Below are 22,991 nucleotides of genomic sequence, written 5' to 3' on the forward strand. Positions count from 1 at the left end.
GGATGTGGGCGCGGCTCAGCTCCGCCGTTTGAGTTTCTGGGCGATCCGCTGCTGCGCCTCTTCCCCTTGCAGTGCCTGGGCGAAGGCGCGCGCCTCTAGATCGATGACAAAGTGCACCGCCTGTTTGAGCTCCTGTTTCAGCAGCGCCTTGCTCTTTTGCAGCGCTCTGGGCGGCTTGGCCGCCAGCTTCAGCCCCTGCTCGCGGGCAAAGGAGAGCAATCCATCGGCCGCCACCACCTTGTTGGCGAGCCCGAGTCGCAGCGCCTCCTCGGCATCCATCGCCTCGGCCAGCAGCAACAGCTCCGCCGCCTTGAGGTGCCCCACCAGACGCGGCAGCAGCAGGCTGGAGGCAAACTCCGGCACCAGCCCCAGCTCGACGAAGGGGAGCTGCAAGCGGGCGTTATCCCCTAGATAGACCAGATCGCAGTGCAGCAGAATGGTGGTACCGATCCCCACCGCCGGGCCTGCAACGGCGGCGACCACAGGTTTGGGGAAGTCGGCCAGGGTGTGGAGGAACTGCAGGATGGGGTCGTCGGGCTCCAGCGAGCTCTTGCCCACAAAGTCGGCTAGATCATTGCCCGCGGTAAAGCAATCCTGCTGCCCCTGCAACAGCAGGACATGCACCTCCTCATCGGCTGCCGCCTCTCGCAGCGCTGCCACCAGTTGCTTATAGAGCTCGGTATTGAGGGCGTTGCGCTTGTCTGGGCGGTTGAGGGTCAGGGTGAGCAAGCCATCCTGCTGCTCGGCAATGAGAATGGGGGCCATGTCTAAATCCTTGTTATTGAAAGGTGCAAAAAAGGTTGCCGCTGGGGTAACCTTGGCGCCGTTTAACAACATCATAAAAGGATTTCAACCATGTTTAAACGTGCGTTTTATTCTCTGCTGGTTCTGGGTATGACGGCGCCTGCACTGGCCAAGGTCGAGGCCGTCGACGGCTATGTGCGCCTGTTGCCGCCGGGCTCCCCCAACACTGCCGCCTTTATGGTGCTGAAGAACGACGCCGACCAGCCGGTCAAGCTGGTGGCGGCGGCTTCTGCTGCGGCCGGGCGTGCCGAGCTGCACACCCACCTGCACGAAAATGGCGTGATGAAGATGCGTCAGGTCGAGAATATCGAGATCCCGGCCAAGGGCGAAGCGGTGCTCAAGCCGGGCAGCCTGCACATCATGCTGTTCGAGGTGGGTACGCTCTCCGAGCAGACCCCTTTCCCGCTCACCCTCACCATGGACGATGGTCAGAAGCTGGATCTGTCACTGTCGGTGAAGCCGATTGAGCCGATGGCAGAGATGAAGCATATGAAGCACTGACATTTGTCGTCGTTTGTTCAGGATTTACGCTGGGTATTTTGGCTGCACCGAGTAAAATAGTGCTCTTTTCCATGTATGCAAGAGGAAGTGACGTAATGAAAAAGACGCTGATTGCCGGTTTTGTGCTGGCTCTGTGCAGCCAGAGTGCCATGGCCGCTGACGACTGGCGTTTTGCCGCCGGTGCCGACGTATGGGCCGCCAAGGGCAGTGGTCAGGCTTATGGCACCAGTGCTGATGGCAGCTATGACGACAGCTACAACTGGAACGGCTATCTGCAACTGGAACACGGCATCATCTTCCTGCCGAACGCCAAGTTTGAAGTCTCCGATTTCAGCACCTCCGGCGGCAACTTCAAGAACGATCTGACTGCCTACGATCTGAGCCTCTACTACCGTCTGTTCAACAACGATCTGTTCAAGATCGATCTGGGTATGACCGGTCGTCACTACGATGGCGAGCAGGTCTACTTCGGCCGCAAGGGTTATGACGAAGATACCCTGATGGCCTATGCCGGCAGTGAAGTGAAGATCCCGGGCACCGGTATCGCCTTCTTCGGCGATCTGCGCACTCACGATGCGGACAACTATGACTACCGTCTGGGTGGTTCCTACAAGTTCTCCTCCATGCCGATCAAGCTGCGTGCCGGCTGGCGTGAAGCCAAGGTCGACTTCGCCAATATCGATCAGTCTGTCGATGGCTGGTTCATGGGCGGCGAATTCACTTTCTAATCTGACCGTCGACTGACGACGAGGAGCGATAATGGGCCACATCATAGTGACAGGTGCCGGTTCTGGTCTCGGCCGGGCGCTGACCATAGGTCTGGTTGAGCGGGGCCATCAGGTCTCCATGATGGGGCGCCGTTATCAGCGACTGCAGGAGCAGGAACAACTGCTCGGCAGCGCGGTGATCGGCATCGCGGCCGATCTGGCGCACCATGAAGAGGTTGACGTCGCCTTCGCTGCAGCGGTGGAGTGGGGCGGGCAGCCCGACATGGTGATCCACTGCGCCGGGGTGGGCGAGTTTGGCCCGGTCGGTGTCTACACCGCCGAGCAGATCCGCCGGGTGGTGGAGAGCAACCTTATCTCCACCATTCTGGTGGCCCAGCAGACGGTGCGGCTTGTCGGTGAGAAAGGCGGAGTGCTGGCCAATGTGCTCTCCTCCGCCGCGCAGGTGGGCAAGGCCAACGAGAGCCTCTACTGCGCCTCCAAATGGGGGATGCGCGGCTTTCTCGAATCCTTGCGCGCCGAGCTGAAAGGCTCGCCGCTGCGGCTGGTCAACCTCTACCCGAGCGGGATCCGCAGCGAATTCTGGGATAACTCGGATCACGTGGACCCGAGTGGCTTCATGACTCCGGAAGATGCGGCGGCCTATATGCTCGACGCGCTGGAAGCCAGAAGCAGCTGCCACGTGACCGACCTCTTTATCGGTCGCAATCCCTGAGGCAACCCTTCATCCGGTTGCCGTCGTCAGTACACAGAAACAAAAAGCGCGCCAAATGGCGCGCTTTTTTATATCGGGAAGAGGGCGGAATTAACGGCCCAGCTTGGCCTTGAGCATGGCGATGATGTCGCTGATGGCCACTTCCTGCTTCTCGCCGGTGCGGCGGCACTTGTACTCCACCACGCCGTTGTCCAGACCGCGATCGCCGATGACGATGGCGTGCGGGATGCCCAGCAGCTCCATGTCGGCGAACATCACGCCCGGGCGCTCTTTACGGTCGTCGAACAGCACGTCTACACCAGCGGCTTTCAGCTCGGCGTAGAACTGTTGTGCCTGCTCGGCCACGCGCTCGGATTTGTGCATGTTCATCGGCACGATGGCCACTTCGAACGGGGCGATGGCGTCCGGCCAGATGATGCCGTACTGGTCGTTGTTCTGCTCGATGGCAGCGGCCACCAGACGGGAAACCCCGATACCGTAGCAACCCATCTCCATGGTGACGGACTTGCCAGCTTCGTTCAGCACGCTCGCCTTCATCGCTTCGGAGTACTTGGTGCCCAGCTGGAAAATGTGGCCCACTTCGATACCGCGCTTGAGCAGCAGCTTGCCCTGGCCGCACGGGCTCGGGTCGCCTTCTACCACGTTGCGCAGGTCGGCAACTTCGTAAGAAGCGATGTCGCGATCCCAGTTGGCACCGGTCAGGTGGAAGCCGGTCTCGTTGGCACCGCAGACGAAGTCCGCCAGATGGGCGGCGCTGCGATCGACGATGATGCGACCGGCAAAGCCGACCGGGCCGATGGAGCCTGCATCGCAACCGGCGGCAGCTTTAATCTGCTCGTCGTTGGCGAAGGTGAGCGGGTTGGCCACGCCAGCCAGCTTCTCGGCCTTGATCTCGTTCAGCTCGTGGTCGCCACGCAGTACCAGCGCAATGACGGCCTGCTTGCCGTGCTCATCTTCCTCTGCCAGTACCAGCAGGGTCTTGGCGATGGCGGTCGGAGCCACGTTCAGGAAAGCGGCCACTTCGTCAATTGTGTGTACGTTCGGGGTGGCAACCTTGGTCAGGGCTGCGGTGGCGGCAGCGCGCTCACCAGCCGGTGCCAGCGCTTCGGCCATCTCGATGTTGGCGGCGTAATCGGAGCTGTCGGAGAAGGCGATCAGATCTTCACCGCTCTCGGCCAGCACCTGGAATTCGTGGGAACCGGTACCACCGATGGAGCCGGTATCGGCCTGCACCGGACGGAAGTTCAGGCCCATGCGGGTGAAGGCCTTGCAGTAGGCGGCGTGCATCTTCTCGTAGGTATCGACCAGAGATTCCTTGTCGATGTGGAAGGAGTAGGCATCCTTCATCAGGAATTCGCGGCCACGCATCACGCCGAAACGGGGGCGTACTTCGTCGCGGAACTTGGTCTGGATCTGGTAGAGGTTGAGCGGCAGCTGCTTGTAGCTGTTCACTTCGTAACGCACCAGCGCAGTGATCACCTCTTCGTGGGTCGGGCCCAGCACGAAGGGACGGTTGTGGCGGTCGGTCAGACGGCACAGCTCGGGACCGTAGTCGTCCCAGCGGCCGGACTCCTGCCACAGCTCGGCGGGTTGTACCACCGGCATGGAGACTTCGACGGCACCAGCATTGTTCATCTCTTCGCGAACAATGTTCTCGATTTTCTTCAGTACCCGCAGACCGGTTGGCAACCAGGCATACATGCCGGAGGCCAGTTTACGGATCATCCCGGCGCGCAGCATCAGCTGGTGGCTGACAACTTCAGCGTCGGAGGGGGTTTCCTTGAGAGTGGAAAGCAGATATTGGCTGGTACGCATCGCGGTAGACCTTAGCTAGAACGGGCGCGGGGCCCAGGATAATTTCAAGGGCGGAATTTTAACAGGCTGGGCGTTATGGCCCAAGGGCTAAATTTGCTGCAACCCGAAAGGTGGCAAGACCCGGCAGATGGCCAGGGGCAATGACCATTGCAACAAGCAGGCTTTTTATGCCTGCAATTTGGCCGGATCTCCGCTAAACTCTGCCACCTTTTCTCGATGGGCATGGCTCTGCCGCGTTCATCACCCCCCATTTTTAGTACTTTTGGAGCCGCTCATGCCGTTAGTGGGACATCAACACCAGATCGAGATCCTGGAACTGACCGACAAAGGAGATGGCAAAGGACGCCTGTTCGATCGCCCCCTGTTTGTCGAAGGTCTGCTGCCCGGTGAGCAGGCGCTGGTGGAGTTGACCGAGGTCAAGCCGAACTATCTGCACGGCAAGGTTGCCGAGCTGCTCCAGCCCTCTGCCGATCGGGTTGCCGATTTCTGCCCCAACACCGAGTGTGGTGGCTGTCAGGTACGTCCGCTGGCCTATCCGGCCCAGCTCAAGCTCAAGCAGGCACTGGTGCAGAGCGCACTGGAGCAGGCCGGGCTGGGTGACACCCCGGTCAAGGATATCCTTGGCATGGAAAGCCCGTTCGCCTATCGCAACAAGGCGCAATATGCGGTGCGTGGCTGTGACGCCGGTGCCGAGATCGGTTTTTATCGCAAGCACTCCCACGATCTCATCACCGCCGATGACTGTGCGGTGCAGGATCCGCTGCACGTCGAGCTCAACGCCCGGGTGCGCAACTGGATGCGCGCGCATGACATCGCCGCCTATGACGAAGTAAACCACAGCGGCTGCGTGCGCAACCTGATGACCCGCAAGGGCTTCAAGAGCGGCGAGCTGATGGTGGTGCTGGTGACCCTGAGCGAGGAGCTGCCGTTCGAAGCCGAGCTGTTGGCGAGCTTAAGCGATCTGCCGGTCACCACCCTGGTGCAGAACATCAACGATGAGCGTACCAACCGCATTCTGGGCGCGACCAACCGGGTGCTGCTCGGCGAAGGGGTGATCCGCGACAAGATCCATGAGCTCGAGTTTGAGATCTCGCCGCTCTCCTTCTTCCAGAACAACCCGACCCAGACCGATGTGCTCTACTCCAGCGCCCTCGAGTATGCCGAGCTGACCGGTAACGAGACGGTGTTCGACATCTATTGCGGTATCGGCACCATCTCCCTGTTCCTGGCTGGCAAGGCCGCCAAGGTCGTCGGGATCGAGTCGGTGGAGAGCGCCATCAGCGATGCCCGCCGCAACGCCGCCCTCAACGGCATCGAGCACACCGAATTCCACGTCGGCAAGGCCGAGCAGCTGATGCCCGAGCTGCACGCCCAAGGCGTGACCGCTGACGTGGTAGTGATGGACCCGCCCCGCAAAGGCTGTGACAAGGCGGTGCTGCAGACCCTGGTCGCCATGGCGCCCCGTCGTCTGGTCTATGTCTCCTGCAACCCGCAGACTTTGGCTCGCGATCTTGCCTGGCTGGTCAAGCAGGGCTTCGTGCTGGACGAGGTGCAACCGGTCGATATGTTCCCGCACTCCATGCATGTGGAAGCGGTTGCCCGCCTGAGCCTGCCTGCCAAGGCATAAGTCGCCCCCGACTCTTGCCCATAAAAAAACGACGCCAGCTGGCGTCGTTTTTTATATGGGCAGAGATCCACCGTGGCAAATCGTGAGTCATCCACTGGTTAATTAGTTGCACACTTTGTAGTACACCTCATTCCACAGCAGCGTCTGCTTGAGCTCGGGGATGCGGGTGTGCTCGTCGATCACCACTAACTCTATGCCCATGAGGTCGGCGAAGGTGCGCAGCTGCTCGATATCCACCGACTGGGTGAACACCGAGTGGTGGGCGGCCCCGGCTAGGATCCAGGCCTCGGCGCTGGTCTGCAGGTCCGGCATGGGCTGCCACAGGGCGCTCGCCACCGGCAGTTTCGGCATGGCCTCTGGCAGGTCCACCACCTCGAGCTGATTGACCACCAACCGGAAGCGGTTGCCCAGATCGATCAGGCTGGCGTTGACCGCCTTGCCGGCGGGGGCCGCAAACAACAGGCGGGCCGGGTCGGCCTTCTTGCCTATCCCTAAATGCTGGGCATCCAGCACGGGTTTATCGGCAGCGATGGAGGGGCACACCTCCAGCATATGGGCTCCCAGCACCAGGTTGTTGCCCGCCTCCAGGTGGTAGGTGTAGTCCTCCATGAAGGAGGTGCCGCCCGCAAGACCGGCCCCCATTACCTTGAGGGTGCGCAGTAGGGCTGCCGTCTTCCAGTCCCCTTCCGCACCGAAACCGAAGCCTTGCTGCATCAGGCGCTGACAGGCGAGCCCCGGCAGTTGGTGCAGGCCGTGAAGGTCTTCAAAGGTGGTGGTGAAGGCACCAAAGCCGCCGTCGGTGAGGAATTTCTTCATCCCCAGCTCCTGGCGCGCCGCTTCATAAAGGGAGGCGCGAAGCACCCCGCCCGCCTGCACCGCCTCGGTCAGGGTGTAGGTTTCTTCGTATTCGACCAGCAGCGCCTCGATGTCGCTTGTGGGCACGGCGTCGATCACCTTCACCAGGTCCCCGACCGGGTGGTAGTTCACCTGATAGCCGAACTGGATCTGGGCCTCAATCTTGTCGCCCTCGGTAACCGCCACGTTGCGCATGTTGTCGCCAAAGCGGGCGATCTTCAGGTGGCGACTGTCGTGAATGGCGGCGGCGACCCGCATCCAGTTGCCCAGTTTGCGGTGGGCCTCTTCATCCTGCCAGTGGCCGACCACCACGGTGCGTGGCAGTCGCAGCCGAGCCCCCATGAAACCGAACTCACGGCCGCCGTGGGCGGTCTGGTTCAGGTTCATGAAGTCCATGTCGATCTCGCTCCACGGCAGATCCCGGTTGAACTGGGTGTGGAACTGCAGCAGGGGTTTTTGCAACTGACTCAGCGCTGGGATCCACATCTTGGCGGGGGAGAAGGTGTGCATCCACACCATGAGCCCGATGCAGCGCTCATCGTGGTTGGCATCGCGGGCCACCGCGCTTATTTCATCGAGAGTGGTGCCGGTGGGCTTGAGCACTATCTTGACCGGCAGACCGGCGCGCTCGTTGAGCTGGCTGGTGATGGTGTGGGCGTGATCGGCCACCTGCTTCAGGGTGGCGGCGCCATACAGGTGCTGGCTGCCGACCAGGAACCACACTTCCAGCTGTTTCATCAATTCCATCTTGGTGTCCTCTTTATGCTTTTGTCTGGCCGTAATAGGCGTGTTTGCCATGTTTGCGCTGGTAGTGCTTCTCCAGCAGATAATCGGGCAGGGGGCGGGCTGCGGGGTTGATCTGGCCGGTGAGCCAGGCCATGCGGGCCACCTCCTCCAGCACCACGGCGTTGTGTACCGCGTCCTCGGCGCTCTTGCCCCAGCTGAAGGGGCCGTGGTTGGCCACCAGCACCCCCGGCATGGTGAGAATGGGGGTCTGCTTGAGGGTCTCGACGATGAGATGACCGGTCAGCCCCTCGTAATCCTCCTCCACTTCACCCGGGGTGAGCAGGCGTGAGCAGGGGATCTCGCCGTGGAAGTAGTCGGCCTGGGTGGTGCCGAAAATGGGGATGGCACGCCCCGCCTGGGCCCAGGCGGTGGCGTGGGTGGAGTGGGTGTGTACCACGCCGCCAAGCTCCGGATAGGCGCGATAGAGCACTAGGTGGGTGGCGGTGTCGGAGGAGGGGCGCAAGGCGCCTTCCACCTGCTTGCCCGCCAGATCCAGCACCACCATGTCCTCGAGCCGCATCCGCTCGTAACTGACGCCGCTTGGCTTTATCACCACCAGATTGCGCTCTCGGTCGATGCCGCTCACGTTGCCCCAGGTGAAGGTCACCAGCTCGTGGCGCGGCAGATCCAGGTTGGCGACGAGCACCTGCTCCTTGAGCATCTTGAGGTTCATGCCGGTACTCCCCGGTTGTAGAGCGGCTCGGCGGCGGCGCCCCAGGCGAGGTAGCGCTGGTAAAGGCGCTCGTATTCGGCGACCCGCTCAGGGTGTGGCTGGTGGGTGCGCTCCACGGCGCTCGCCATGTGGTGCTGGGCCTTGGCCACATCGCCATGGATACCGGCCGCCACGGCGGCAAAGATGGCCGCCCCTAGGGCGCAGCACTGATCCGAGGCCACCACCTGGATGGGCCTGTTCATCACGTCGGCGCAGGTCTGCATCACGGTGGTCGACTTGCGGGCGATGCCGCCAAGGGCGATCACCTGCTCCACCGGCACCTGCTGACTGGTCATGCACTCCATGATGCTGCGGGCCCCGAAGGCGGTGGAGGCCACCAGGGCACCGAACAGGTCTGGTGCATCGGTGCCGAGGTTGAGCCCGGTGACGGTGCCCTGCAGGCGCTGGTTGGCGTATGGGGTGCGGCGACCGTTGAACCAGTCGAGCACCACCGGCAAGTGGGCCAGATCCCGCTGCCGCTCCCAAGCCGCGGCGAGGCTTGGCAGCAGCTCCCGCTTGTGGGCCTCGATGGCTGTGCGCAGCTCCGGATACTGGGCAGCGAGGCTCTCCAGCGGCCAGCCGAGCTGGCGCTGATACCAGGCATAGATGTCGCCGAACGCCGATTGTCCCGCTTCCAGCCCCACCATGCCCGGCACCACGCTGCCATCAACCTGGCCACAGATCCCGGCAATGGCGCGATCACCTATGGTGGCCTCGTCGGCGATCAGGATGTCGCAGGTGGAGGTGCCTATCACCTTGACCAGCGCATTGTTGCCGGCCCCGGCCCCCACCGCCCCCATGTGGCAGTCAAAGGCGCCGCCGGCAATCACCACCTCGCAGGAGAGGTGCAGCCGCTCCGCCCACTCGGGGGTCAGGGTGCCGACCGGCAGATCGGCAGTCCAGCTGTCGGTAAAGAGCGGGTAGTCGAGATCCTCGGTCAACAGCGGATCCAGCGCGTTAAGAAACTCGGCGGGGGGCAGGCCGCCCCAGCTCGGGTGCCAGAGGGACTTGTGGCCGGCGGAGCAGCGCCCGCGCCGGATGTCGGCCGGGGCCTGGGTACCGCTCAGGATGGCGGGAACCCAGTCGCACAGCTCGATCCAGTTGCAGGCGGCGGCGCGCACCGCTGCGTCACTGCGGGAGACGTGCAGGATCTTGGCCCAGAACCACTCGGAGGAGTAGACCCCGCCGATGTAGCGACTGTAGTCGGGGAACTGGCCACCGTGGCAAAGGGCGGTGATGGCCTCGGCCTCCTCGATGGCGGTGTGATCCTTCCACAGCACGAACATGGCGTTGGGGTTGTCGGCAAACTCCGGACGCAGGGCCAGCACACGCCCCTCTGCATCGATGGGGGCTGGCGTCGAGCCGGTGCTGTCCACCCCGATGCCACGCACTGCGGCGCGCTGACTCGGGGTGAGCTGGCTCACCACAGCCACCACCGCCTGCTCCATGGATTCCAGATAGTCGAGGGGGTGGTGGCGAAACTGGTTGGTGACCGGCTGACAGTAATGACCGGCCTGCCAGCGCGGGTAATAGACGACCTGGGTTGCCAGCTCGGCGCCGTCGTGGCAGCGCACGGCGAGTGCCCTGACCGAATCGCTGCCGAAATCGAGTCCGATGGTGATCTGCTCGGACCTGGTGTGCTCAGACATAAGTGCTCCTGACCATCAATGAGGGGGGACTGGTGAGGAACCATAGGAGATGGACCGGACGGGCGGTTAGCCATTGGCTGCTGGAAATATGGATTTAAACGCTATGCCGACAAGAGGGTGACGGCCATCGAAGATCGGCTATGTGATTATTTTGCTGAAAACATAGACAAAACGGCTGCAATTTCATGGCGTGATCCTGCTCTCCATTTTTCCATGTGAAAACGATTACAACTTGGTTTGCTCAACTAGCAACAACAATAACGTCCTGTTTAAGCATGTTTTTATATGGCTGCGACTTGATTGACTCAACGAGCAGCACTGCGTGGATACATGGATTGATAGAACACCTGGAGACACTCGCATGAACAAAATCGTTAACAGCATGATCGCAATGGGGTTTGCCCTTGGTATGGCAAATTCTGCTTTCTCGGCCGAGGCGCTGAAGCTGGGTTATCTGGTCAAGCAGCCGGAGGAGCCCTGGTTCCAGACCGAATGGAACTTCGCCGACAAGGCGGGTAAGGATCTCGGCTTCGAGGTGATCAAGATAGCCGTCCCCGATGGCGAGAAGACCCTCAATGCCATCGACAGCCTGGCGGCCAACGGCGCCAAGGGCTTCGTCATCTGTACCCCGGATCCCAAGCTTGGGGCCGCCATCATGGCCAAGGCCAACAGCATGGATCTGAAGGTCATCACGGTGGACGACCAGTTCGTCAACGCCAAGGGCCAGCCCATGGAGCAGGTGCCGCTGGTGATGATGGCCGCCACCAAGATTGGTGAACGCCAGGGCCAGGAGCTCTACAAGGAGATGCAAAAACGCCAGTGGGACGTGAAGGCGACCGGGGTGCTCGCCATCACCGCCGACGAGCTCGACACGGCCCGTCGCCGGGTCGAAGGCTCCTTGAGCGCGCTCAAGGCCGCCGGTTTCCCCGAGGGGCAGATCTACCGCTCGCCGACCAAGGCCAACGACATTCCGGGGGCGCTGGATGCCGCCAACTCCATGCTGGTGCAGCATCCCGAGGTGAAGAACTGGCTCATCGTCGGCATGAATGACAACACAGTGCTCGGCGGCGTACGTGCCACCGAAGGGCAGGGCTTCAAGGCCGAGAACGTCATCGGCATCGGTATCAACGGGGTGGATGCGGTGAACGAGCTCTCCAAGTCCAGTGCCACCGGCTTCCTCGGCTCCCTGCTGCCAAGCCCGGACGTGCACGGCTACAAGAGCATCCAGATGCTGCATGACTGGGTGATCAACGGCGCCGAACCGGCCAAGTTCACCGAGGTGACCGACGTGGTGCTCATCACCCGCGACAACTTCAAGGTCGAGCTGCAGAAGAAAGGTCTGTGATTGACGCCATCTAAACCCTGACACCGAGACCGGCATGGCGCAGTGCGCCATGCCGGTCGGCTGGAGTGAAACATGAATCAGTCAGTTCCTTATCTGGAGTTTTGCGGCATCAGCAAGGAGTTTCCCGGCGTCAAGGCGCTGAAGAACGTCTCCTTCTGCTGCCAGCAGGGCACGGTGCACGCGCTGATGGGGGAGAACGGCGCGGGCAAATCCACCCTGCTCAAGATCCTGAGCGGTTTTCAGTCGCCCACCACCGGGGTGGTGAAGCTGGCCGGCCAGGAGCGGGTCTTTCAGAGCACGGTCGATGCGCTGGAGTGCGGGATCGCCATCATCTATCAGGAGTTGCACCTGGTGCCCGAGATGACGGTGGCCGAGAACATCTACCTCGGTCAGCTGCCGACCCGGCGCGGGGTCATTGATCGGGAGAAGCTCTATCAGGATGCGGCCAGGCAACTGGCGCGCCTCGGCATGGACGTCTCCCCCGAGACGCCGCTCAAGTATCTGTCGCTGGGGCAGTGGCAGATGGTGGAGATCGCCAAGGCGCTGACCCGGGATGCCAGCGTCATCGCCTTCGACGAGCCGACCAGTAGCCTATCGTCCCGCGAGATCGAGCAGCTGTTTCGGGTCATCCGTCAGCTGCGTGACGAGGGCAAGGTCATTCTCTACGTCTCCCACCGCATGGACGAGATCTTCGCCCTGTGCGACGCCATCACCGTATTCAAGGATGGCCAGTTCGTGCGCACCTTCGGCTCCATGGCCGAGGTGGACCGGGATCTGCTGGTCAAGACCATGGTGGGGCGCGAGCTGACCGACATCTATGGCTACAGCCCAAGGCCGCTCGGCGAGGCGGGCCTCAAGGTGGAGAACCTGATGGGGCCGGGGCTCAAGGCGCCAGTATCATTCGAGGTCAAGCGCGGGGAGATCCTCGGCATCTTCGGGCTGGTGGGGGCCGGGCGCAGCGAGCTGATGAAGCTCATCTTCGGCGCCGACAAGATGCACAGCGGCGAGATAGCCGTGTTCGGCAAGCCGGTGGCCATCGGCAGCCCCATCGACGCCATTCGCAGCGGCATCATGCTCTGTACCGAGGACCGCAAGGCGCTCGGCATCATCCCCATCCATTCGGTGCAGGAGAACATCAACATCAGCGCCCGCCGTCACAAGGCGTGGGGGGGCTTCTGGATCAACCAGCAGTGGGAGGACGAGAACGCGAGGCTGCGGATCCGCGACATGCGGGTCAAGACCCCGTCTCCCCAGCAGGCCATCATGAACCTCTCCGGCGGCAACCAGCAGAAGGCCATTCTGGGGCGCTGGCTCTCCGAGGACATGAAGGTCATTTTGCTCGACGAGCCGACCCGCGGCATCGACGTCGGGGCAAAGAACGAGATTTACAACGTGATTTACGATCTGGCCAAGGTGGGCATCGCCGTGGTGGTGGTATCAAGCGAGCTGCCGGAAGTGCTGGGCATCGCGGACCGGATCATGGTCATGCGGGAGGGGGAGATCGCCGGCGAGCTCTCCCACGATGAGGCCAACGAGGTCAAGGCGCTCAATCTGGCCATGCCGGCCCGTTGATCTGCTGACCGCAACGAGATAGCACCCGGAATTTTCAGGAGAAATACCATGACAACTACTACCTCAGTCGGCCAGGCCGCCAGCGCCGCGGCAGCCAGCGGCTCCCGCCTGCAACTGGCCCGCGTCTGGGATCAATACGGCATGCTGGTGATCTTCGCCATCCTGTTCCTGCTGGCCTGCGTGCTGGTGCCCAACTTTGCCAGCCTGATCAACATGCGCGGGCTCGGGCTCGCCGTCTCCATGTCGGGCATGGTGGCGTGCGGCATGTTGTTCTGCCTCGCCTCCGGCGAGTTCGACATGTCGGTCGGTTCCGTGGTGGCCTGCTCCGGCGTCGCCTGCGCGGTCGGCATCAACGCCACCGAGAGCATCACGGTCGGCATCCTGGCCGGCATGTCGGTGGGGGTGCTGTTTGGCCTCATCAACGGCATAGTGGTGGCCAAATTCAAGATCAACGCCCTCATCACCACCCTCGCCACCATGCAGATGGCACGGGGGGTGGGCTACATCATCTCCGACGGCAAAGCGGTGGGTATCGTGGAGGAGCGTTTCTTCGAGCTCGGCAACTCCGCCCTGCTCGGCATCCCGACCCCGGTCTGGCTGACCGCCGTCTGCTTCGTGCTGTTCGGCCTGCTGCTCAACAAGACCACCTTCGGCCGTAACACCCTGGCCATGGGGGGCAATGAGGAGGCGGCGCGTCTGGCCGGGGTCAACGTGGTGCGCACCAAGATCATCATCTTCACCATGACCGGGCTGATTGCCTCCATCGCCGGCATCATACTGGCCTCGCGCATGACCTCGGGCCAGCCCATGACCTCCATCGGCTTCGAGCTGGTGGTGATCTCCGCTTGCGTGCTGGGTGGGGTCTCCATGAAGGGGGGGATCGGCAAGATCTCCTACATCATCGCCGGGGTGCTGATTTTGGGGTTGATGGAGAACGCCATGAACCTGCTCAACATCTCCCCCTTTGCCCAGTACGTGGTGCGCGGCCTCATCCTGCTCGCCGCCGTGCTGTTCGACCGCTACAAGCAGGTGCGCAAGGCGCGCGTCTGATCTCTGTCCAACCATGCAGGCCCGCGCGCTGCGGGCCTGTTGAGGGTTACCCCATGGCGCACGACACATCCCGTTGTGAGCCAGTTCACCAATTTCACACGGCGCCGAGCGCCAGATAGCGCGTTCCCAAGGTGAGTCTTTACAATGGCCCAAGCCGATTTTTTTACCCAAGCGCTGTTTTCCGCCATGTCTTCGATGCAAAAAGAGAAGCCGAAACAACTCAATCCCCTGCTGCCGGGCTACGCCTTCGACGTGTTCCTGGTCTCGGGCATGACCCCCATCGAGCAGGGGAGTGCGCTCGACTTCATCATCGACCGGCCGCAGGGAATGAAGGGCTTCATCGTCAACCTGACCATCAAGGGAAAGGGGCAGATCTTCCAAGGGGATCAGGCATTCACCGTGGAGCCAGGCGACTTGCTGCTGTTTCCGCCCGCAGCGGTGCACTACTATGGCCGGGCGCCGGATGCGCGGGAGTGGTATCACCGCTGGGTCTATTTCCGGCCGCGGGCCTACTGGGCCGATTGGCTCAAGTGGCCGCAGGTGACGGAGCGGGTGGGGCGCCTGCAACTGGCGGACGCCGCCTTGCTCGCCGAGTTCGACGCCCTGTTCCTCGACATCGAAGAGACCCATAAGCAGCTGAGACCCATGTCGGAACAGCTGGCCATGAACCTGCTGGAGCGGCTGCTCATTCGCTGCTATGAAGCCTCCTCCCTCAGTGCCTACCCCACCATAGATCACCGAGTGCACCAGGCGTGCCAGATCCTGAGCGAATCGCTCTGCGCCGAGATCTCGGTGGAGGCGCTGGCCGAGCAGGTGTTCTTGTCCCCGTCACGGCTAGCCCACCTGTTTCGCGAGCAGGTGGGGGTGAGCATAGTGCGCTGGCGTGAGGATCAGCGGATCATGCGGGCCAAGCTGCTGCTGCAGACCACGCCGCTGTCGGTGGCCACCATAGGCCAGCAGGTGGGCTATGACGATCAACTCTACTTTTCGCGGGTGTTCAAAAAACGGGTGGGGGTCAGTCCCTCGGAATATCGGAAATGTGCTACTCCGCTATGACATCAGGTTTCAGCTAGATTGCGAAGATTCAAAAAATAGACTCAACACTCTCTTTCGCGGGGTGGCTGTAATGTGAAACGACGCCAGCAGGCGTCGTTTTTTTATCTCTGCTATCGGCTGATGGCCGATTAGCGGGCGCTCTGGCGCACCTCGGCGGCGATCTGGTCGAGCAGCTGTTGCCAGCCCTGACCCAGTTCGTTCACCAGCGCGTTGTAGCCATCGGCCGGTAGCACCCGCTCCTGACGGAAGGGGGCATCGCGCAGCACGGTGCCATCCTCCGCCAGCAGGCGCCAGCGACCGCTCAACACGGCGCTGCCGTCATGACGGCCCTGAAAGCGTTCCACCAGAATGGTCAGCACCGGCCCCTTGCGGGCGCCATCCTGCCGTACCACCCAGCCCGGCAGGCGGGTGGAGAGGCCATTAAGGGTGAGCTGGTTGAGCTGATCGTCGAGCGCACCGGCCCAGCGATGGTACTCGGTGAAGTGCAGCTCTTGCCCTTCCAGTTGATAGACCAGACTGATCCGGTCGAGTTGGCTGGCCAGCGCCACCGGGCGCAGCACCAGCTGGTGCTGCGGTTGGGCCGGGGCCGTCACGGGTTGCTGGCTGTCGGCATCGAGCGAATAGTAGTGCAGGCTTGGCTGGCTGCTGCACCCCGCCAGCAGGCCCAACAGGGCCAGCGTCAGGATCTCTTTTTTCATTGTTTGCCTCGCTTGGGCTCAGGGTCCGATGGATGCGCGCGATCGAAGATCAGCGAGCTGGGCTGCTCGTTGAGGGAGTGCACCAGCGGCTGCAGTTCGCGCATCAACTGATTGAGGGTCTGCACCGACTGACGCAGGTCCTGATTGGTCTGCGACTGGGCATCATAGGCCTGCAGGGTCTCCTGCAATTGCTTGAGGCTCTCGTTGAGCGAGGCCGGCAGCTGCTGGGTGGAATCCTTGGCGGTGAGCTTGTTCAGGTTGGCGCTGACTGCACTGATGTTCTTCAGGGTGCCATCCAGGGTGGTGAGTGACCCGTTGACCTTGGTCAGGGTGGTCGCCATGTCCATGTCGACAAACTTGTCGAGGATGAGGTTCACCTTGCGCTCGATCTGATCCAGCCCGCCCTGCACGGTGGGGAAGACCTGATAACCGGCCAGCTTGGCCTGCTCGAAGCGTGGCGCGTCCGGATAGAAGTTGAGGTCGATGATCTTGCCGCCGGTCAGCAGGCTCGAGGTCTTGAGGCTGGCACGCAACCCCTCCTTGAACTGCTTGCCGAACAGGGCGCGCCACTGATCCTTCTCCGCCTTGGCATAGCGGTGGGAGAGGCGCTGCACTTCGATGCGGGCCAGCACCGGGATCTGGCGGTTCTTGAAGATCTGCACGCCCTTGTCCTCGATGAGGTAGGGGGCGGAGATGACGGTACCGACTCGGATGCCGCGGTACTGCACGGCGGCGCCCGGGTGCAGGCCACCCACGTTGTCATCGAACAGGAAGACGTAGTCGATGAACTGATCCAGGCTACCGGCCAGCACGCTCGCCTCATCCTGGAACAGGGTGAACCCTTCCATCTGTTTGACCGGGTCGCCAGGTGCCCAGCCGGGTGGCAGACCCATGGTGATGCCGCCGTCGAGCAGGCTCTCCAGCGAATCCATCTTCACCTTCATCCCCTCGCTGCTCATGGAGACCTCGAAGCCCGGGGTCATCCAGAAGCGGGAGTTGCTGCTCACCAGAATGTCATAGGGGGCGTTGATGAAGATTTGATACTGCATCTCGCTCTTTTCTGGCAGGAACTTCGCCTCTTCCACCTGACCGATGGTGAAGCCCTGATAGTTGATGGGGGAGCCCTCCCCCAGCGCGCGGGTGTCGCGACTGCTGAGGGTGAGGCGCAGCCCCTTGGCATCCAGCGAGGCGAGCGGCGGCTTGTCCAGCATGGCGTACTCGTCCTTCGCCCGCCCTTTCTTGCCGGGGGCGAGCTCGATATAGGCGCCGGAGAGCAGGGTGCTCAGACCCGATACCCCTTCACGGCCCACTCTGGGCTTGACCACCCAGAACTGGCTGTCACCGCGCAGCATACCGGAGGCGGCGTTGTTCAACCGCCCCTTCAGTACCGCGTGACTGTAGTCTTCACTCAGCTCGACGGCCTCGATGCGGCCGACGTCCACTTCGCGGGAGCGGATTACTGTTTTGCCTGCAACGATGCCCTCGGCGGTGGCAACAGTCAGGGTGAAGCTCGGGCCCTGGGAGTACCAGTGCTGGAACAGCATCCAGATGCCGATGCACAGCGCCAGCAGGGGCACCATCCAGATTGCGGCGGCAGAGCTCAGAAAATCAGAGCCCGGTTTCCACCTTTTTTTACGCTCACTCACGTTCGCGTTCTCCTTGTTGTAAATCCCAGATCAGGCGGGAGTCAAAACTCATGGCGGCGACCATGGTGATCAGCACCACACCTGCAAATGCGACGGCCGCAGGGCCGGGGTAGATGGTCATCAGATTGTCGAGCCGGATCAGGCCCGCCAGAATGGCCACCACGAAGACGTCGATCATCGACCAGCGTCCGACAAATTCGGTCATGCGATAGAGTTTGAGCTTGCCGAGGGGGGAGGTGACATTGCCGCGCTGCACCATATAGCAAAGCCAGAATAGCGCCAGTATTTTTACCAGCGGCACCACCACGCTGGCGAAAAAGATCACCGCCGCGATGGGGTAGGAGCCCATGGCCCACAGCAGCACCACGCCGCCGAGGATGGTGGAGGGGCTGTCATCGCCGAGGAATACCGTATCCATGATGGGATAGAGGTTGGCTGGCACATAGAGAATGGCGGAGGTAAACAGTAGCGCCCAGGTCCGGTTCAGGCCGCCCGGCTTGCGCGCATGCAGGTGACCGCCACAACGGGAGCAGCTGTGGCTGTCCACCTCGCTCAGGGCACCACAGATGTGGCAGCCCACCAGACCGGATTCCAGTGCGCCCGCTTCAGGGTCGACCTCCCTCGCTTCGGTAGGGCCGAACAGCCGCTGCCACAGCCACATCTGATCCAGCGAAGAGATCATCTTGATGAGCAGCACCGTGTAGCCGACGAAGGCCCAGAACGACAGCCCCATCTTGATGTCGGCCATTCCCATCAGCTTGACCAGCGAGATGAGCACCCCCACCAGAAAGACATCCACCATCAGCCAGGGTTTGATCCGGCAGAGCAGACGGCCGAGGGAGCGCAGGGCATTGCTGTGCAGATCTTTATCGATCCGCCACAGCACCAGCATGATGGAGCCCATATAAACCAGCGGCAGGCCGATCAGGGTCAGGCTCAGTACCGCGCCGAGGAACAGATAGCCCTCATCCACCAGGGTGGTGATGCTCTGCAGAAAAGTCATCTCCTGGCCCACCCCTTTGGCCGAGAAGGACATAAAGGTAAAGGCATTGGTGAGCACGAACATGATGAGTGCCGCGAACCCGTAGGAGATCGGCCGCAACTCCTGCTGTGGCAGGTGGCGACTCAGGGTGTGTCCGCAACGGGGGCAGCAGCTGGCCTGTCCCACCTCGAGCGGTGTGGCCGGTATCAGCAGGTCACACTCTTCGCAGGCAGTGGCATCATGGACATAGGTGGTGTGGTATTGGTGTGAAACCGGATGCAAGATAAAACCCCAGATAAGGCCCGTGGTAGAGCCAGAGCTGGCGATTATCGCAGTTGTGCTGGTCAGCGACCAGCCCTCGGAGGGCGCTATTGCTGGCGGGAGTGAGAATGACTTTGACAAGCCAGTGCCCATTTAGCACAATCAAACGCCACTTTTTTTTCCGCGGGACAATAATTTATGACAACTGAATCCCCCAGCTACTCCACGATTGAGCAAGCCTTCTCCCTCGGGAACGGGCAAGATTCTGCCCTCAACTGGTTGCGCAAGAACCGCAGTCAAGTCGCTATTTTTCTGGTGAGCGGCATCAAGCTGGAAGGCACCATCAGCGGGTTCGACCAGTACAGCGTGCTGCTGACCGATGCTCATGGTAACCAGCAGCTGGTCTACAAGGCCAAGATCTCCACCATCGCCATGCACACCGGCCGTCCGCAGGTGAATATCCAGCGTGCTCGCAAGCCACGTGTCTCCATGGCGCCGCGCCCCCACGGTGCGCCGGGTCGTTATGACGACAATCAGGGCGGCGGCAACAACGAGTAATCGTCTGCCCCGCACTCCCCGTTGATGCGCCCTGCGTCAGCGGCTGACGGAACCTGCTCTCATTTTTCATTAATGTCCCGTATGAGAGTCGGTTCCGGTTATCGCCCCTTGCAGGGCGATATTTTTTTCCGCACTACGCGGTTATGCCGACCGGTTGACCCTCTTTGACCATGCAGGTCTGCATACCCGCCGCCTCTCCGGCCTGTACCCCGATTCCGGTATCTTCAAACACCAGACAGCCTGATGGCTCGACCCCCAGCTTGCTGGCGACCAGCAGGAAGGTGTCCGGATTGGGCTTGTGCAGCTCCACATCGTCTGCGGTGACCACCACGGAGAAGTAGCGATCCAGCCCGGTGTTGCGCAGCATCGCTTCGGCGTTGACGCGGGGCGAGCCGGTGCCGATCCCCATCGGGATGACGCCATGATAGCGCTCGACCAGCGCCTGCATGGCCGGAAAGACGGTCGCCTTGTGCAGGTTGGCCACATAGTGGGCGGTCTTGCAGCGGGTGACTTCGAGGGGATCGAGGGGGAGCTGCTGCTCCTGTGCGACCAGCAGGGCTATCTTGTGGCTCGGCATGCCACCCAGTTCATAGAACCAGTCGGCATCGAAGTGAAAGCCAAACTCGCGGGCAGTGTGTTCCCAGGCGGCGAGGTGCAGCGGCATGGAGTCGACCAGGGTGCCATCAAGGTCAAAGACCAGGCCTTGGAATCCGGAAAGCGTCATGGTGCGGGTCAGTCTCTGAAAAAAGGGAGCCCATTCTAGCTAGTGGCTCCCCGCCTCGCCATCACCTAGCTGGTGAGAAACGCTTGCCCCCACATTTGTGACTGAAAATAGACGGGGGTGAGCTGGGCCGGATCGAGTTGATATTTGGGGGCAAGCTGTTCCAGCAGGGCCCAGTTGCCCTGTTCATAGGTGCTGACCAGCTGAAACAGATGAAAGAGTGGCCCTTCGTGCAGTTCGATGGCGCGCTGCACGCTCTTGGGCAGGTGGGCCATCAACGGCTCCGATAGCAGGGAGCCATCGAGCACCAGTCCCACCAGAAAGGCCCAGCTTGCCTCCGCTTTACCGAGGGCGGTGAGGGCAATCAACTCGCAGAAGCGGCCGCGGGCGATGGCCATGCGGGTGCAGGCCTCCGGCATGTGCTGGCTCACCCGGGCCAGACCGTTGATCAGCACGAACTTGCGGATCTCCTGCTCCCCCAGATAGGAGAGGGCGCGGGGTACCGAGGTGATGGGGGCGGCATGAGCGAAGCCGGGGGCGTTGACGTAGGTGAGCAGCAGGCCGGGCAGCCAGGCATCCTGCTCCAGCAGGCGGGCTACCTGGGCGAAGGAGAACTCTTCGTGGCAGATGAGCTGAAGGATCTGCTGTACCAGCGCCATATCGGGCTGGTTGGCCCGCTGATTAACCAGCTCCGGACGGGCGAGAAAGCCGCCGGCAAAGAAGTCGACCCCCGCCTCCCGCAGCGGGAGAAAATCCGCCCAGGTTTCGATGTTCAGCGCCATCCGCTTGTGCTCGGTGGGCTGGCAGATCCCCTCTTCCCCCATCCAGTACACCAGCAGGCGGCTGGCGCCGAGCCAGCGCGGATCCCGGTTGGCGCCATGCACCGCCAGTCTGCGCCGACTGTCGCGCCACTGCTCCAGCACCGGGAACGAGTTGGGCTGGCGTTCACTGGAGGCTTCAACCAGCGGGATCGCGTCCTGATCCAGCAGCAGGGGACGTTGTTCATCGAGCTGTTCGTGGGTGAAGGGCACCAGATATTGACGCCCCTGTGCCAGCAGGCGGCAATGTTGCGCCAGTGAAGGCCATTCGGCCGGTGAGCTGAGCTGATAGTCGATGCCGTAGGCCACCAGAGCCAGGCGACGATTGAAGATAGGGTAGCGACGCAACAGCATGGGATCACCGATAGGCCAGAGTGCGGGCCCTCCCTTGTGATTTGGCGTGGTAGAGCGCCTGGTCAGCCTGTTCGGTCAGGGTCTGCCATGCTCCGTCCTGGGAGGGAACCAGATAGCTAAAGCCTATGCTAACCGTAATGAAATCAGCAACCCGCGAGGCGGGATGGGGCATTTTCAAGCGGGCAAGACCATCGTGGATCCGCCCGGCCAGCTGTTCGGCCTCACCGGGTTGCGGGGCGCAGAGCATAATGACGAACTCCTCCCCGCCGTAACGGGCGACCAGATTGGTGCAGCGTCGCTCTGCATCCCGCAGCACATGGGCCACCTGTTGCAGGCAGAGATCCCCTTTGGCATGGCCGAAGTGGTCGTTGTAGGCCTTGAACTCGTCGACGTCGATCATCAATACCGCCAGCAGGTTCTGGGTGCGTCGTGCCCACTCCCACTCCCGCTGCATAGTGATGTCCCACTGGCGCCGGTTGGCGATGCCGGTGAGGGGATCTTCCAGCGACAGCAGGGAGAGGCGGTGATTGGCCTCCTCCAGCGCCCGATTGGTCTCGGCCAGCTGCATGGTGCGCTCGGCGACCCGAGCCTCCAGCTGGCGGTTGAGGGTTTCCAGCTGCTCCTGAGTGCGCTGGCGGATCAGCAGTTGCGACAGGATGGCGGCGTACTGTTTGAAGATCTCGCTCTGATAGGCCTTGAGCGGACGGTGCCAGAGCAGGTTGTCGGCGGCGATCCAGCCGATGGGGGTGGTGCCATCCCACAGCGATACCATGGCGTTCCAGCCACGGCCCACCTGCTGCTTCTCGTAGTAGAGGGGGGTATCTTCCATCACCAGCACGTAATCCTTGCGCCTGAGCGCCTCTTGCACTGTCGGGTGATCCGGAATGGGGCTGATGAAGTTGTGTTCATCCATAAGCTCGCCCTCCTCGCTGGTGCCCCAGGTGCCGCGCATGGTCTTGCCATCGGGTTCGATCAGGAAGATGGCGACCCGATCGAACTGCAGCTCCTTGCGGGCCAGCAGCACGGCATCCCGCAGCAGATCGTTCTCGCTGCGACTGCGGGAGAGGGTGACGCTGACCATGTGCAGCGCCTGCAACATGGTGAGGAAGGAGCCCTGCAGTGCCTGACTCTGCACCAGATCTGTCTGGGTATGGAGCCGCTGGTCCCGCTCCTGATTGACCTGGCTGGAGAGCAGGTGATTGCTGAGCTCGGCAGTCAGATAGTGGATAAGGAGCTGGATGCCCTGACGCTGGTGGGGGGAGAGGCGATCGATGCGGCGGCGGGTCTCCAGATAGATGACCCCTTCCAGTTTCATGTGACGCTTGAGAGGGAAACAGGCGCGTAACTGCGGCTGGGCGGGCTCCACATTTTCGCCGGGATCAGGCGGTGCTTGGAGCTGCTCGATCACCAGTTGTCCCTTCTCCATCGCCTTGTCGATCAGGTGGTGGGGCAGGGTCAGTTGACCGAGATGGGCGAGATCAAGCGTGGTCAGCCCGTGATCGAGCTGAAAGCTGTAGAGCTGCGGTTCGGGGGCTTTCAGCCAGAGGTAGAGGCGTTCGGCATCTGTCTTTTCACGGATGGTGGCGAGGCTCACTTCGCATAACTGAGCGAAGTTGGTGAAGTGTTCCGGGTGTATGGAGATGGTATTCACCTGACAGTTGCCCACAAAAGGGAGTGGTCATACGGCTTCAAACCGGATAACAAAACGGTACCCCTACCGTGTTATCCGGAGTCACCGTAT

Annotated in this window: 20 protein-coding genes; 9 read left to right on the plus strand and 11 right to left on the minus strand. The window is 61.9% G+C overall.

Going from position 1 to position 22,991, the window contains the following annotated elements:
• Positions 1-15: 15 nt before the first annotated feature.
• On the minus strand, positions 16-765 hold the full coding sequence (locus tag ACB040_RS16650) for an enoyl-CoA hydratase-related protein (protein WP_371155634.1): 750 nt from the start codon (positions 763-765) through the stop codon (positions 16-18).
• 90 nt (positions 766-855) lie between these two features.
• Between ACB040_RS16650 and ACB040_RS16655 the strand changes: the two genes are divergently transcribed.
• The 3 genes from ACB040_RS16655 to ACB040_RS16665 all read left to right on the plus strand — a co-directional run bounded on the left by ACB040_RS16655 (position 856) and on the right by ACB040_RS16665 (position 2,745).
• Entirely contained in the window at positions 856-1,305 is a 450-nt protein-coding gene (locus tag ACB040_RS16655) for a copper chaperone PCu(A)C (protein WP_274161126.1), read from the plus strand.
• A 95-nt stretch (positions 1,306-1,400) separates the two neighbouring features.
• Positions 1,401-2,033, plus strand: coding sequence for a TIGR04219 family outer membrane beta-barrel protein (locus ACB040_RS16660; protein ID WP_005354809.1), 633 nt, complete (start codon positions 1,401-1,403; stop codon positions 2,031-2,033).
• Between the two features lie 31 nt (positions 2,034-2,064).
• Positions 2,065-2,745: an SDR family oxidoreductase gene (locus tag ACB040_RS16665; RefSeq protein WP_206901103.1), complete on the plus strand. Its 681-nt coding sequence runs from the start codon at positions 2,065-2,067 to the stop codon at positions 2,743-2,745.
• A 90-nt stretch (positions 2,746-2,835) separates the two neighbouring features.
• Here ACB040_RS16665 and ACB040_RS16670 read toward each other — a convergent pair whose 3' ends face one another.
• On the minus strand, positions 2,836-4,560 hold the full coding sequence (locus tag ACB040_RS16670; RefSeq protein WP_075116001.1) for a proline--tRNA ligase: 1,725 nt from the start codon (positions 4,558-4,560) through the stop codon (positions 2,836-2,838).
• Between the two features lie 274 nt (positions 4,561-4,834).
• Here ACB040_RS16670 and rlmD point away from each other — a divergent pair, with 274 nt between their 5' ends.
• Positions 4,835-6,187: a 23S rRNA (uracil(1939)-C(5))-methyltransferase RlmD gene (gene rlmD / locus ACB040_RS16675; protein ID WP_371155630.1), complete on the plus strand. Its 1,353-nt coding sequence runs from the start codon at positions 4,835-4,837 to the stop codon at positions 6,185-6,187.
• A gap of 102 nt (positions 6,188-6,289) precedes the next feature.
• On the opposite strand, the gene araA is transcribed toward rlmD, so the two are convergent.
• The 3 genes from araA to ACB040_RS16690 are packed head-to-tail and all read right to left on the minus strand — an operon-like array spanning position 6,290 to position 10,189.
• A complete protein-coding gene (gene araA, locus ACB040_RS16680; protein ID WP_371155628.1) occupies positions 6,290-7,789 on the minus strand; it encodes an L-arabinose isomerase in 1,500 nt (499 codons plus the stop codon).
• A gap of 13 nt (positions 7,790-7,802) precedes the next feature.
• Positions 7,803-8,501 (minus strand): L-ribulose-5-phosphate 4-epimerase, encoded by a 699-nt coding sequence (locus tag ACB040_RS16685; protein ID WP_371155626.1) that lies wholly within the window; start codon positions 8,499-8,501, stop codon positions 7,803-7,805.
• Positions 8,498-10,189 (minus strand): ribulokinase, encoded by a 1,692-nt coding sequence (locus tag ACB040_RS16690; RefSeq protein WP_371155624.1) that lies wholly within the window; start codon positions 10,187-10,189, stop codon positions 8,498-8,500. Before ACB040_RS16690 ends, ACB040_RS16685 begins: the two co-directional genes overlap by 4 nt.
• Positions 10,190-10,550: 361 nt before the next feature.
• Here ACB040_RS16690 and ACB040_RS16695 point away from each other — a divergent pair, with 361 nt between their 5' ends.
• The 4 genes from ACB040_RS16695 (at position 10,551) to araC (ending at position 15,212) form a co-directional block, all read left to right on the plus strand.
• A complete protein-coding gene (locus ACB040_RS16695) occupies positions 10,551-11,534 on the plus strand; it encodes an arabinose ABC transporter substrate-binding protein (RefSeq protein ID WP_107682776.1) in 984 nt (327 codons plus the stop codon).
• Between the two features lie 72 nt (positions 11,535-11,606).
• Positions 11,607-13,106: an L-arabinose ABC transporter ATP-binding protein AraG gene (araG, locus tag ACB040_RS16700; protein WP_371155622.1), complete on the plus strand. Its 1,500-nt coding sequence runs from the start codon at positions 11,607-11,609 to the stop codon at positions 13,104-13,106.
• Positions 13,107-13,154: 48 nt separating this feature from the next.
• Positions 13,155-14,156, plus strand: a complete 1,002-nt coding sequence (gene araH / locus ACB040_RS16705; protein ID WP_362791596.1) for an L-arabinose ABC transporter permease AraH — start codon at positions 13,155-13,157, stop codon at positions 14,154-14,156.
• Positions 14,157-14,300: 144 nt separating this feature from the next.
• Positions 14,301-15,212 (plus strand): arabinose operon transcriptional regulator AraC, encoded by a 912-nt coding sequence (araC, locus tag ACB040_RS16710; protein ID WP_362802364.1) that lies wholly within the window; start codon positions 14,301-14,303, stop codon positions 15,210-15,212.
• A 128-nt stretch (positions 15,213-15,340) separates the two neighbouring features.
• Here araC and ACB040_RS16715 read toward each other — a convergent pair whose 3' ends face one another.
• The 3 genes from ACB040_RS16715 to ACB040_RS16725 are packed head-to-tail and all read right to left on the minus strand — an operon-like array spanning position 15,341 to position 18,820.
• Complete coding sequence (locus ACB040_RS16715) at positions 15,341-15,910, minus strand: membrane integrity-associated transporter subunit PqiC (protein ID WP_139707456.1); 570 nt, start codon at positions 15,908-15,910, stop codon at positions 15,341-15,343.
• A complete protein-coding gene (gene pqiB, locus ACB040_RS16720) occupies positions 15,907-17,556 on the minus strand; it encodes an intermembrane transport protein PqiB (RefSeq protein WP_335846622.1) in 1,650 nt (549 codons plus the stop codon). The genes ACB040_RS16715 and pqiB overlap by 4 nt, the downstream gene beginning before the upstream one ends.
• Complete coding sequence (locus ACB040_RS16725) at positions 17,549-18,820, minus strand: PqiA/YebS family transporter subunit (RefSeq protein ID WP_371155618.1); 1,272 nt, start codon at positions 18,818-18,820, stop codon at positions 17,549-17,551. Before ACB040_RS16725 ends, pqiB begins: the two co-directional genes overlap by 8 nt.
• A 177-nt stretch (positions 18,821-18,997) precedes the next feature.
• Here ACB040_RS16725 and hfq point away from each other — a divergent pair, with 177 nt between their 5' ends.
• Positions 18,998-19,357 carry an RNA chaperone Hfq gene (hfq, locus tag ACB040_RS16730; RefSeq protein ID WP_005335772.1) on the plus strand — a complete coding sequence of 120 codons (360 nt, stop codon included), beginning with the start codon at positions 18,998-19,000 and terminating at the stop codon, positions 19,355-19,357.
• 133 nt (positions 19,358-19,490) lie between these two features.
• Here the strand turns inward: hfq and ACB040_RS16735 are convergent, their stop codons facing one another.
• From ACB040_RS16735 to ACB040_RS16745, 3 genes are all read right to left on the minus strand, one after another.
• The gene (locus ACB040_RS16735) at positions 19,491-20,081 is read right to left on the minus strand and encodes a beta-phosphoglucomutase family hydrolase (RefSeq protein ID WP_338773722.1); all 591 of its coding nucleotides are present in this window, start codon (positions 20,079-20,081) and stop codon (positions 19,491-19,493) included.
• Positions 20,082-20,146: 65 nt separating this feature from the next.
• Positions 20,147-21,250, minus strand: a complete 1,104-nt coding sequence (locus ACB040_RS16740; RefSeq protein ID WP_338773723.1) for an HDOD domain-containing protein — start codon at positions 21,248-21,250, stop codon at positions 20,147-20,149.
• A 4-nt stretch (positions 21,251-21,254) separates the two neighbouring features.
• Positions 21,255-22,892 (minus strand): diguanylate cyclase domain-containing protein, encoded by a 1,638-nt coding sequence (locus tag ACB040_RS16745; RefSeq protein ID WP_371155664.1) that lies wholly within the window; start codon positions 22,890-22,892, stop codon positions 21,255-21,257.
• Positions 22,893-22,991 lie beyond the last annotated feature (99 nt).

Origin of the sequence: Aeromonas sp. S11(2024) (assembly GCF_041402345.1) — a bacterium.
Lineage (GTDB): Bacteria > Pseudomonadota > Gammaproteobacteria > Enterobacterales > Aeromonadaceae > Aeromonas > Aeromonas veronii.

Excerpts from the sequence above, each read along its gene's own strand:
- ACB040_RS16665 (WP_206901103.1), top strand. The coding sequence starts at position 2,065 with ATGGGCCACATCATAGTGACAGGTGCCGGTTCTGGTCTCGGCCGGGCG.
- ACB040_RS16715 (WP_139707456.1), bottom strand. The coding sequence starts at position 15,910 with ATGAAAAAAGAGATCCTGACGCTGGCCCTGTTGGGCCTGCTGGCGGGG.
- araA (WP_371155628.1), bottom strand. The coding sequence starts at position 7,789 with ATGGAATTGATGAAACAGCTGGAAGTGTGGTTCCTGGTCGGCAGCCAG.
- rlmD (WP_371155630.1), top strand. The coding sequence starts at position 4,835 with ATGCCGTTAGTGGGACATCAACACCAGATCGAGATCCTGGAACTGACC.
- araH (WP_362791596.1), top strand. The coding sequence starts at position 13,155 with ATGACAACTACTACCTCAGTCGGCCAGGCCGCCAGCGCCGCGGCAGCC.
- ACB040_RS16655 (WP_274161126.1), top strand. The coding sequence starts at position 856 with ATGTTTAAACGTGCGTTTTATTCTCTGCTGGTTCTGGGTATGACGGCG.
- ACB040_RS16660 (WP_005354809.1), top strand. The coding sequence starts at position 1,401 with ATGAAAAAGACGCTGATTGCCGGTTTTGTGCTGGCTCTGTGCAGCCAG.
- ACB040_RS16685 (WP_371155626.1), bottom strand. The coding sequence starts at position 8,501 with ATGAACCTCAAGATGCTCAAGGAGCAGGTGCTCGTCGCCAACCTGGAT.
- ACB040_RS16735 (WP_338773722.1), bottom strand. The coding sequence starts at position 20,081 with ATGACGCTTTCCGGATTCCAAGGCCTGGTCTTTGACCTTGATGGCACC.
- araG (WP_371155622.1), top strand. The coding sequence starts at position 11,607 with ATGAATCAGTCAGTTCCTTATCTGGAGTTTTGCGGCATCAGCAAGGAG.
- araC (WP_362802364.1), top strand. The coding sequence starts at position 14,301 with ATGGCCCAAGCCGATTTTTTTACCCAAGCGCTGTTTTCCGCCATGTCT.
- ACB040_RS16695 (WP_107682776.1), top strand. The coding sequence starts at position 10,551 with ATGAACAAAATCGTTAACAGCATGATCGCAATGGGGTTTGCCCTTGGT.
- ACB040_RS16650 (WP_371155634.1), bottom strand. The coding sequence starts at position 765 with ATGGCCCCCATTCTCATTGCCGAGCAGCAGGATGGCTTGCTCACCCTG.
- ACB040_RS16740 (WP_338773723.1), bottom strand. The coding sequence starts at position 21,250 with ATGCTGTTGCGTCGCTACCCTATCTTCAATCGTCGCCTGGCTCTGGTG.
- ACB040_RS16670 (WP_075116001.1), bottom strand. The coding sequence starts at position 4,560 with ATGCGTACCAGCCAATATCTGCTTTCCACTCTCAAGGAAACCCCCTCC.
- hfq (WP_005335772.1), top strand. The coding sequence starts at position 18,998 with ATGACAACTGAATCCCCCAGCTACTCCACGATTGAGCAAGCCTTCTCC.
- ACB040_RS16690 (WP_371155624.1), bottom strand. The coding sequence starts at position 10,189 with ATGTCTGAGCACACCAGGTCCGAGCAGATCACCATCGGACTCGATTTC.